Annotated in this window: 10 protein-coding genes; 3 read left to right on the forward strand and 7 right to left on the reverse strand. The window is 34.3% G+C overall.

Annotated elements, in window-relative coordinates; translation table 11 throughout:
- The coding region (locus AB8B65_RS14195; protein ID WP_405301807.1) for a tetratricopeptide repeat protein at positions 1 to 818 on the reverse strand (818 nt) is incomplete at its 3' end.
- A gap of 191 nt (positions 819 to 1,009) precedes the next feature.
- On the opposite strand from AB8B65_RS14195, the gene AB8B65_RS14200 reads away from it, so the two are divergent.
- Positions 1,010 to 1,537, forward strand: coding sequence for an inorganic diphosphatase (locus tag AB8B65_RS14200; RefSeq protein WP_405301823.1), 528 nt, complete (start codon positions 1,010 to 1,012; stop codon positions 1,535 to 1,537).
- Between the two features lie 118 nt (positions 1,538 to 1,655).
- Positions 1,656 to 4,001: a sodium-translocating pyrophosphatase gene (locus AB8B65_RS14205; protein WP_405301810.1), complete on the forward strand. Its 2,346-nt coding sequence runs from the start codon at positions 1,656 to 1,658 to the stop codon at positions 3,999 to 4,001.
- 290 nt (positions 4,002 to 4,291) lie between these two features.
- On the opposite strand, the gene AB8B65_RS14210 is transcribed toward AB8B65_RS14205, so the two are convergent.
- Both AB8B65_RS14210 and AB8B65_RS14215 read right to left on the reverse strand, forming a co-directional pair.
- On the reverse strand, positions 4,292 to 4,777 hold the full coding sequence (locus AB8B65_RS14210) for an SAM-dependent methyltransferase (protein ID WP_405301812.1): 486 nt from the start codon (positions 4,775 to 4,777) through the stop codon (positions 4,292 to 4,294).
- Positions 4,778 to 4,789: 12 nt separating this feature from the next.
- Positions 4,790 to 7,291 carry a hypothetical protein gene (locus AB8B65_RS14215; protein ID WP_405301814.1) on the reverse strand — a complete coding sequence of 834 codons (2,502 nt, stop codon included), beginning with the start codon at positions 7,289 to 7,291 and terminating at the stop codon, positions 4,790 to 4,792.
- Positions 7,292 to 7,452: 161 nt separating this feature from the next.
- On the opposite strand from AB8B65_RS14215, the gene AB8B65_RS14220 reads away from it, so the two are divergent.
- Positions 7,453 to 7,692, forward strand: coding sequence for a hypothetical protein (locus AB8B65_RS14220; protein WP_405301815.1), 240 nt, complete (start codon positions 7,453 to 7,455; stop codon positions 7,690 to 7,692).
- 61 nt (positions 7,693 to 7,753) lie between these two features.
- Here the strand turns inward: AB8B65_RS14220 and AB8B65_RS14225 are convergent, their stop codons facing one another.
- The 4 genes from AB8B65_RS14225 to AB8B65_RS14240 form a co-directional block, all read right to left on the reverse strand.
- Positions 7,754 to 8,368, reverse strand: coding sequence for a deoxynucleoside kinase (locus tag AB8B65_RS14225; protein WP_405301817.1), 615 nt, complete (start codon positions 8,366 to 8,368; stop codon positions 7,754 to 7,756).
- Between the two features lie 77 nt (positions 8,369 to 8,445).
- On the reverse strand, positions 8,446 to 9,237 hold the full coding sequence (locus AB8B65_RS14230) for a hypothetical protein (protein ID WP_405301819.1): 792 nt from the start codon (positions 9,235 to 9,237) through the stop codon (positions 8,446 to 8,448).
- Between the two features lie 208 nt (positions 9,238 to 9,445).
- Positions 9,446 to 10,129: a response regulator transcription factor gene (locus tag AB8B65_RS14235; RefSeq protein WP_405301821.1), complete on the reverse strand. Its 684-nt coding sequence runs from the start codon at positions 10,127 to 10,129 to the stop codon at positions 9,446 to 9,448.
- Positions 10,126 to 10,499 (reverse strand): sensor histidine kinase (locus AB8B65_RS14240; protein WP_405301822.1); only part of this gene is annotated, 374 nt, incomplete at its 5' end. The genes AB8B65_RS14240 and AB8B65_RS14235, both read right to left, overlap by 4 nt.

Below are 10,499 nucleotides of genomic sequence, written 5' to 3' on the forward strand. Positions count from 1 at the left end.
TAGTTGCCACGTTCTTCCGCAATAATTCCATCGCCAATGATAAATCTAATTTCATAGGCTTTATTTTTTTTATGGATGGCTTCCTTAAGTCCAAGAGTATTGTAATCAGCAGCAATATTTAATAAAGAATCTTTTTTACTAGTTTTTTTTATTGCGTACTTCATATATGCATTACTAAGCCCTAATAAAACAGACGGTTTATAATCGCCAGGAAAAAGTTTAGGGTGTTGATGTTCAGGAGTGTTTTCATAATTTTCCTGACATTTTAAAAGTAATTCAATAGCAGTTTGATGATCGCCAAGGTTATTTTTTATCAAGGCAATACTCAAAGAAAGTGTGTTTAACGGATTTTTCAGCCCTATTTTTTTATAATAATCATATGCAATTGTGTAGTATTTAAAAGCCTTTTTGTATTGTCCAGTATAGTAAAGAATTTTACCTTTTGTGAAGCTTGAATATGCTTCTGAAGCCATATATTTAGGATCTTGTTTAGCTAAAGAAATTGCTTTATCAATAAACTCTAGTGCCTTTTCGGTATTTCCTAATTGATTCTCTAAACTTGCAAAATTTCCATACGAAGTTATAATTCCAATAGTGCTATTTCTACTTTTAGAATCAGATAAAATCTTTTCTGCATATATTCTCGCTAGTTTATCATCTTTAAGCAAAGCGGTATTGAATTTAGAAGAAAGTTCTTTAAAAGAATACTGATCCAACGAATCTTTCGCTGGTTTTTGTGAAAACACTTCCGTAGAAAATAGAAACACACACAACAAAAGAAATTGAAATAATAATTTTGAGGGAAAAGAAAAACGCATGAAATTCAGGTATAAATAAATATTGATGGTGAAAATTAAACTCTTAATATAGTATTTGTGGCAGGAAATAACAGATTGTTACACAAACAATCATACAAATCTAACAAAATAATAATGTTTGTCAATTGGTCAGTCAGAACGTTTTACGTAAATTTGCACCCGATTTTAGAAAAACGAGTAAGAAAGAAGATATGACAGCTAAAGAGAAATTAACATTTGACGCACTGATTGAAATTCCAAAAGGAAGCAGAAATAAATATGAATATGACTTTGATTTAAAGAAAATTAGATTCGATAGAATGCTATTCTCTTCTATGATGTATCCTGGTGATTATGGCTTTATTCCTGAAACATTAGCTCTTGATGGCGATCCATTGGATGTATTAGTATTAGGAACAGAACCTACGTTTCCAATGTGCGTAATGGAAATCAAACCAATTGGTGTATTCCACATGGCAGACGAAAAAGGGCAAGATGAAAAAATAGTATGTGTGCCTGTAAGCGATCCAATTTGGAATAGCTACAACGATATTGAAGACCTAAATCCACACAGAATCAAAGAAATTACACACTTTTTTCAAGTATATAAAGACTTAGAAAAAAAGAAAGTTGATGTTGGTGGTTGGGGAAATGCCGAAGAAGCTTATGAAATTGTTGATAAATGTATTGAACGCTACGAAGCTAGCGAACACAAGAAAAACGGGAACTTTACAATATAAAAGAAATAATACCTTACCAATATTTATAAAAAAGCCTTCTAAATCGATTTAGAAGGTTTTTTTTTAGGCTTGATTTTGTTACATTTACGCCGCTAAATAACAAATCAAACAGACAAATATGGAATCAATGATGATTTACATGCCTATAGCAGCAGCAATATTAGGCTTAATCTACATGCTTATCAAAAGATCTTGGGTAATGAAACAAGATGCCGGTGACGGTAAAATGAAAGAGATATCAGATCATATATATGAAGGAGCACTAGCGTTCTTAAATGCAGAATATCGTTTGCTAACAATTTTTGTAGTTGTAGTAGCTATTGCATTAGCAGGTGTATCCTTTATTGTGCCAACAACGCACTGGTCAATTGCAATTGCATTTATCTTCGGAGCTATCTTTTCTGCGTATGCAGGAAACGTAGGAATGAAAATCGCAACCAAAACAAACGTACGTACAACACAAGCAGCACGTACAAGTTTACCAAACGCATTAAAAGTATCTTTTGGTGGTGGAACGGTAATGGGACTTGGAGTTGCAGGTTTGGCTGTTTTAGGGTTAACTTTATTCTTCATTGTATTCTTTAATATGTTTATGGGCGGTGAATGGATCGCTGGAGAATTTGGTGGTAAAGCAAAAACGGCAAGCGAATTAATGACAATCGTATTAGAAACACTTGCAGGATTCTCTTTAGGAGCAGAATCAATTGCATTATTTGCACGTGTTGGTGGAGGAATCTATACAAAAGCAGCAGATGTTGGAGCCGATTTAGTTGGTAAAGTAGAAGCAGGAATCCCTGAAGATGATCCTCGTAACCCAGCAACAATTGCAGATAACGTAGGAGATAATGTAGGTGATGTAGCAGGAATGGGAGCCGATTTATTTGGTTCGTATGTTGCAACCGTACTTGCCGCAATGGTATTAGGAAACTACATCATTCAAGACATGGGAGGAGATATTACTTCAGCTGGTTTTGATGGAATTGGACCCGTATTATTGCCAATGGCAATTGCAGGAGCAGGAATTATTATTTCTGTAATCGGAACAATGTTAGTGAAAATTAAAAGTAACGAAGCCAAAGAAAAACAAGTAATGGGCGCATTAAACATTGGAAACTGGGTTTCTATTGCTTTAGTAGCAGCAGCTTGTTTTGGATTAATTGACTACATGTTGCCAGATACAATTTCAATGAAATTTTTCGGTGAAAACTTAGATTCAACAGGAAAAGCAATGCCAGTTGTTATAGACTCTATGCGTGTATTCTATGCAACTTTAGTAGGATTATTTGTTGGAGGAGTTATATCATCAATCACAGAATACTACACAGGATTAGGTAAAAAACCAATCTTAGAAATTGTAAAAAAATCAAGTACAGGAGCCGGAACAAACATTATTGCAGGTTTGGCAACAGGAATGATTTCTACATTCCCATCAGTAATCTTATTTGCAGGTGCTATTTGGTCATCGTATGCATTAGCAGGATTCTACGGAGTAGCTTTAGCAGCTTCTGCAATGATGGCAACTACAGCAATGCAGTTAGCAATTGATGCTTTCGGACCTATTGCAGATAATGCAGGAGGAATTGCTGAAATGAGTGAACAAGATCCAATCGTAAGAGAACGTACTGATATTTTAGATTCAGTAGGAAATACAACAGCAGCAACAGGAAAAGGATTTGCTATTGCTTCAGCTGCCTTAACATCGTTAGCATTATTTGCTGCGTATGTAACGTTTACAGAAATTGACGGAATTAATATTTTCAAAGCGCCAGTATTAGCCATGTTATTTATTGGAGGAATGGTTCCTGTAGTATTTTCAGCATTGGCAATGAACGCGGTAGGTAAAGCAGCCATGGAAATGGTATACGAAGTACGTCGTCAGTTCAAAGAAATTCCAGGAATTATGGAAGGTACTGGGAAGCCAGAATACGACAAATGTGTGGCAATTTCTACAAAAGCATCTTTAAAAGAAATGATGTTACCAGGTTTATTAACCATCGGATTCCCATTAGCAATTGCTTTTGTACCCTTAGCATTTGGAATGGAAAACAAAGCAATCGCAGAAATGTTAGGTGGATATATGGCAGGAGTTACCGTAAGTGGTGTACTTTGGGCAATTTTCCAAAACAACGCTGGTGGCGCTTGGGACAACGCTAAAAAATCTTTTGAAGCTGGAGTTGAAATCAACGGAGAAATGACATACAAAGGTTCTGATGCGCACAAAGCAGCCGTAACTGGTGATACTGTTGGAGATCCATTCAAAGATACTTCTGGACCATCAATGAACATCTTAATCAAATTAACGTGTTTAATCGGATTGGTAATTGCACCAATATTAGGTGGACATGGAGAAGATCATACAACTGCAGAAGAAGTAAATAAAAACGTAATTCAAGTAAACGCAAAAGAAGCTACCAAAGCTGATGTAGCATTAAACGTAATTACAATGAAAGAGGAAAATTTATAAAAACCGACTTTTTATATTTTTAAGAGACAGCAATCGAAAGGTTGCTGTTTTTTTTTAGTGAAACTCAAATTTAAGAAGTCCAAAGGACGAACTTAAAGTTGTGAGTTGAACTAATCCTGCTGAAGAGCGGGATCTTTTCCTTTGATTACAGAGATAGTTTTAGAATCTAAAATTGATTTTGCCTACTAAATTTAGAGAAGTCCAAAGGACGAACTTAAAGTTGTAAGTTGAATTAATCCTGCTGAAGAGTGAAATTTTATACTATGATTGCTAAAGTGATTTTACAAGAATCACTTTACACAATACACATAAAACGTAAACCAAAATGCTTCTTTTGATTTAAACTGAATCACTTTGTCAGCTTCCCAAGCAGGAATGTCAAAATCGTGCGTAACAACTCTAGCGCCACTAGGAAGTTCATTTTCTAGCTTTAACGAAAGTTGTCCCAAAGAATTTCTTGTCAAATATAAAATGAGCGCAGTTGCTTTTGAAATATCGGCGTTTAAAAAATCTTCTGCTATAATTTCAATGCGATCTGTCAAATTTGCTTCCTCAATATTTCTTTTTGCAGCTTCCAAAGCTTTGGGTAAAACTTCGTACCCAACACAACGAATATCAGCAAATTTTGTAGCCGCAATCAAATTGCGCGCATCGCCACAACCTAAATCGATCAAAGTATCGCCATCTTGTAAATCTAAAAGTTTTAATTTTTCTTGAACTACTTCGTCAATTGTGAGTTCGTAAGGTTCGTCTAGTCGTGTTGGGAAATTTTTCAAATACTACAGTTTTTAAGAGGAATATAATTGTTGTTTTAACGTTTCAAACGTATCCGATACATAAAAAGAAGTCATGCTTTTCAAGCGAATACTCAATTCTTGGTGTATAAATTCATTGTTTTCATTTGTTTGCGATAAAAACAATTGTATGCCATGTCCCGTAATAAACGGATGATAATCTTCATAAAACTTTGTGCCGACCAACATGCCTTTTACCGCAGCTTTTAAATCGTTGCAAAATAGCAATGCCACTTTATCCGCGACAATTTCCATCAAGCGCGAAGTAATCAAGAGATTCTGAGAACTATCTGTAATTGCAGTTTTTTTACCAAATGGATTCAGGTTATATTTCTCGCTGATCGCTTTGATATCTTTTCCTTTTTCTGCAACATTTGCCACTTGTTCTACACGTTGTAAAATAGCTCCGTACTTTTCTACACTTGCTACATTTTCGAAGATAGTTCCAATATTTCCAGCAAATGGCAACACAGTTAACAGCATATTCACCAAATTAAAACCTTTATCCGCAGCGCCACGCCAAACATCTGTTGCTGTAATTTTTGAATGTTTAAAATAAATGTGACACAATTCGGTTGTAATCAAAAATAGCAATGCATTTGGTTCCAAATAGCGAATGCTTTTCGGATTTAAAAAATCGGCACCTACAATAATGAAAGATGGCTTTCCTTCCACACCAATCACCGCATTTGCATAAGTTCCACGTCCAATATAACATTCGGGAACTTCCATTTGCAACGCAGTACAAATTGCCGAAATACGTGCTGAGATTTTAGGATGATTCGCTGTATTCAACGTATCGGAAAACGAAATTACGGCTTCATAATCTGGCGGATTCAACGCAGCAATAAAAGTATTCAAAGAATCAAAAAAGCCTTTTGCTTCCTTAAAACAACTCGGAACTACATTCTCTAAAATCGTTTTCTTTTCTATGGTTTTATATACACTTTCGTGAAACGAATCGTCAACGTCCAATTCGTTTGATAGTATAATTTCGGTAATAATTTCCGCTTTCCGCTCATAGTTTTTATGTAGTGCCAATGCTTCAATTCTCGTTTGTGTTAACGGTTGCAATTCGGCAAGTTGGTGAATGGTCTCAGAAACATCTTCTTGTAATTTTTGTTGAATTTCTAACATGGCTTCCAAAACGATCACTTTTAATTGTCGTCCGCCTTCACCTTTAAGAATATTGGTTGTTTTTGTCGGTAATAAATCTGCAATACTATCATCAGGAAGCGATTCATAAATCATTCTGTACACAGAAATTGCTTCTGCAAATTGTTCCGAATTATTCAAATGTATGGCGTAATTCAAACTGAATTCAAACACAATCTCAGCATTCTTTTCCACTGCAAGAAACGAATCATATACATGTTTGTGAAAAGCAATCGTTTGCTTGGCAGTTTCTTTTTGTTGAAATGGCTGCAGAATATGTAACAGCTTTTTTTGTTCCATAAACGCGAGTTTCCAATCATTTGCGATTGCGATCAAATTCGAACCAAACATTTCATCAATACGAATGTGTTTTTTGAAAACGGTTTCTATAATTTCCTCGCGATCAGGCGTAATTTTAAGTCGATTTAATGCTGTAATCAAATCTCCTTTGAGTTCGTTCAATGACGAATCTACAGTAGTGCCATTCAAATAAAATAGGCGAGAAGCTAAGGTTGTATGCGCCGCTTTTTTATGATATTTCTTCGCGAGTAAATCGCCAAAAACTGTCAAACGATTTCCTTTTGCAATAATCACAGGAAATAAATCTAAATACAGCGAATCGTTCATAAATTCGGTATAAAACGATGCAGTTGCGGTTGTAATTAAATCTTTGCCTATTTTTTCTTGAATGGAGAAATTTTCAGTAGAAATAGCTGTCAAAAAGAAATCACTTTCCGAATCTTTTCCAATCAAAAAAGCACGAGTTGACGTCAATATAAAATGCCAAACCATATTTTTAGGATACGTTTCAGTAGTATGAAACATAACTTCGCTTATGCCCAAAACACTCAAAATGTATTCTTTTGCTTGCAGTTGATGAAAGATGAAATTCTGTGTTTCCAAATCTACGGAAGTGACAAAAGGAAGCTGTTCTGTATTTTTCAGCGCATACAAATCATCATTTTGTACTGTCAATAAATAGGTTTGTAAATGCTTAAAAATTGCTTGTTTATTCAATGTGAAATCGGCTGCTTTTTTACTTTCTTTATAGGTAGAAAGGTCAATTTCTACAAATTCCGCCAGTACATACACAATCGTTTTATTTTGAATTAATTGTAATCGAGTTGCTGTTAAGAGTTCATTTTTTACCGCTTTTTCAATAGAAATATCTACGGTAAAACCATTCGTAATTTTCTTAAAAACCAAGTCGTTTTGCGCCACTTTTTTGTGAAAAGATTGCAGTTCAGTTTGCAACTCGTACACTGAAAAATTTGGAGTTACATACAATTTGGCAATTGCTTTTTTGTCGGAATTTGTAAAATCTTTGAAAAAATGGAGCATATACGCTGAAAATGACTTTTTGAAATAGAAAATTAAGCAATTTTAAGCAGAACTGTTCTTTTTTTCGTGTATGCACGTACATAAGTTATGGTAAAATGATAGTTATCAGTGAGATAAGATTGTAAATTGAAGTGTCTTATTAACCACAAATAAATTAAATCATGAAAAAAAAGAAATTAAACACCAAATTGACATTAGGGAAAAACCGAGTTTCTAACTTAGAAAGCATTAGCGGAGGTTATGTAACTGCGCCTGTTTTATGTGGAACAGGGAATTGTGGAACAGGAAACTGTGGCACGTGGAATTGCGAAACGAACAATTGTCCTTCCGATCGTTGTTATACGAATGATCATCCAGTGAGCGATCCACTACATTGTCGTACATGTAACAATTGGTGCTAATCATCAAAAAAAGCCATTCTGTTACAGAATGGCTTTTGTGTTTTTATATTGAAAATTGTGTTTAAAACAATCCGTGAATTTCTGCGTCAATCTTATTAATAACACTTCCTAAATCTTCTGGATTGTCTACAAAATCCAAGTTGTCTACATCAATGACTAATAATTTTCCTTGATCGTATGTTGAAATCCAAGCTTCATAACGTTCGTTCAATCTGCTCAAATAATCAATACTGATTGAGTTTTCATAATCGCGTCCACGCTTGTGAATTTGCGCTACGAGCGTAGAAATATCGGCACGTAAATAAATTAATAAATCGGGTGCATCTACCAATTTTTGCATCAATTCAAACAACGATTGGTAATTTTCATAATCGCGATTCGTCATCAATCCCATTGCATGAAGATTGGGAGCGAAAATATGCGCATCTTCATAAATAGTACGATCTTGAATAATTTTTTTACCGCTTTCGCGAATCTGCAAAACTTGTCTAAAACGACTATTTAAGAAGTAAATTTGAAGGTTAAAACTCCAGCGTTCCATTTGCGTATAAAAGTCATCCAAATACGGATTGTCAACAACATCTTCAAAATGTGGTTCCCAATTATAATGTTTCGCTAATAATTTTGTTAACGTCGTTTTACCTGCGCCAATGTTTCCTGCAATTGCAACGTGCATGTGATTTTGTGATTAGGTGTTTGCTTTACAATCAAATTGCTGGATTTTACAACCGATTCTAAAAATATTCGTTCTATTTATTCTTTTGTTGGTTTTTTGAGTTGAAACTGATACAATACAATTCCGTCGTAAATATACAAGATATCATCGTGAAGCGAAAACTGTTTTATGGCAATTCTGTCAGATGGTAAATTTATAAGATAAAATTCGTTATTTACACTGTAATAAAGTTGTTTGTCTTTTAAAAAAATGATTTCTTCATTTGTCATGTCAAAATCGGTCACGCCTTCCAAGTTTTTTTGCGATAGTAAACTTCCGTAAATATTATACAAATACATGGTCGTTTCCGTAAGTACGCGACAAAAATTGTAATTACTTTTTAGCGTGATAAATTTTTCTGAAATTGGTAAATTCTGAATCGGAGTTTTTTGTTGCACATAATTATACACTTCCAATTGTTGTGTGTTGGTATCAAAAACCCACAAATTCCGATCGTTTGCAGTGGTTGCGGCGGCTAAATTTTTGAATTCTGTAATCACATTAAAATCGGTTCGTTTAATTTCGTTCAGTGTATTATCTAACACAATAACCGTATTAAAATCTTCGTAAAACAAGGTGATTTTTAGGGGATTTAAAATGTCTACAGACGTAATTTTTCCGAATTGAAAATTGTTGTATTGCCACTCTTTAGCGTCTTTTCTTTTGATAAGAATATTATTCTGAATCACATACAAAGCGCCAAAATTATCTACATCTACAAACTCATCTACACGCAAACTATCTTGTTTTTGTAAGGTAGCTGTAATCGTTTTTTGCCCAAAAGCAAACAGCGAACAGCATAAGAAAAAAGAAAAGATCAGTGATTTCATGGTTGACAAATTACAAAAAATGCGCCATACTTTTTAATATAGTAATGTGTCAATTTGAAAATTTGTGAATGTGGTGATACATATGAAACGTCTTTGCGAGAATTTGGAAGAAATTCGTGGCAATCTGTCTGTCAAGAAACAGCTTACTTTGTCATACTTCCTCGGAATTACGTATTAAACAAGTCTAAAAGCGATAGCGATCTAAAAACTAGCAAATCAACTTATATCCAAAACCACGCACATTTACAATCTGAATTTCAGGATCATTTTTCAGTTTCTTGCGAAGTTTGGTAATAAAAACATCCATACTTCTTGCGTTGAAAAAATCGTCGTCGCCCCAAAGTTTGTTCAGAATAAAAGTGCGATCTAAAACAGTATTTCTTTTTTCAGATAAATGAAATAATAATTCTGCTTCGCGATGTGTCAACTGAACTGATGTTTCTTCCCAAATTAATTGCTGTTGTGTATGATTGAATGTATATGTTCCGATCGGAATTTGTGTATGATCTTTTTTAATGTGAATTCGATTCAACAAGGCATGAATGCGTACAATCAATTCTTCCATGCTAAATGGTTTCTTTAAATAATCATTTCCGCCATGTTGAAAACCTTCTACGACATCTTTTACTTGCGATTTTGCCGTTAAAAAAATAATCGGAATCGTGGTGTTTTCTTGTCTAATTTCCTGTGCCAACGTAAATCCATCTTTCTTTGGCATCATTACATCCAAGACTAAAATTTCGGGCTGTATTTTTTGATACACTTTATACGCTTCTTCGCCGTTTTCGCATAAAAAAACCTCAAAATCGCGCGATTCCAAACTCTCTTTTACAATCTGACCCAAAGCAGGTTCGTCTTCTGCTAAGAGCAGTTTTATCTTTGTTGTTTTCATCTTAGCAGTGTAATTTTAAAAATAGTATGATTCGCGTTTGGAACCAATTGAATAGTTCCGTTGTGTTTTTCAATGATTTTTTTGGTGTAATATAAACCAATTCCAAATCCTTTTACATCATGTGTATTTCCTTTCGGGATTCGGTAAAATTGATCAAAAATCTTTTCTCGTTGCGATTTATCAATCGGATTTCCATTGTCAGAAACTGTAATTTCAACGGTTTCTAGTACTTTGGCAACATTCACTTCAATAGTATTTCCGCCATATTTTAGCGCGTTATCAATCAAATTTGTAATTGCATTTTCAAAATGAAAAGGATCAACTTCCATAGGTAAATCTTCAATATTGCTTCGGAAAGAAAGTGTTTTTT

It is taken from the genome of Kordia sp., assembly GCF_045105435.1.
Lineage (GTDB): Bacteria > Bacteroidota > Bacteroidia > Flavobacteriales > Flavobacteriaceae > Kordia.

What these genes read in the sequence shown, in the direction of transcription:
- AB8B65_RS14220 (WP_405301815.1), top strand. Translation starts at nt 7,453, where the DNA reads ATGAAAAAAAAGAAATTAAACACCAAATTGACATTAGGGAAAAACCGA.
- AB8B65_RS14215 (WP_405301814.1), bottom strand. Translation starts at nt 7,291, where the DNA reads ATGCTCCATTTTTTCAAAGATTTTACAAATTCCGACAAAAAAGCAATT.
- AB8B65_RS14200 (WP_405301823.1), top strand. Translation starts at nt 1,010, where the DNA reads ATGACAGCTAAAGAGAAATTAACATTTGACGCACTGATTGAAATTCCA.
- AB8B65_RS14205 (WP_405301810.1), top strand. Translation starts at nt 1,656, where the DNA reads ATGGAATCAATGATGATTTACATGCCTATAGCAGCAGCAATATTAGGC.
- AB8B65_RS14230 (WP_405301819.1), bottom strand. Translation starts at nt 9,237, where the DNA reads ATGAAATCACTGATCTTTTCTTTTTTCTTATGCTGTTCGCTGTTTGCT.
- AB8B65_RS14235 (WP_405301821.1), bottom strand. Translation starts at nt 10,129, where the DNA reads ATGAAAACAACAAAGATAAAACTGCTCTTAGCAGAAGACGAACCTGCT.
- AB8B65_RS14225 (WP_405301817.1), bottom strand. Translation starts at nt 8,368, where the DNA reads ATGCACGTTGCAATTGCAGGAAACATTGGCGCAGGTAAAACGACGTTA.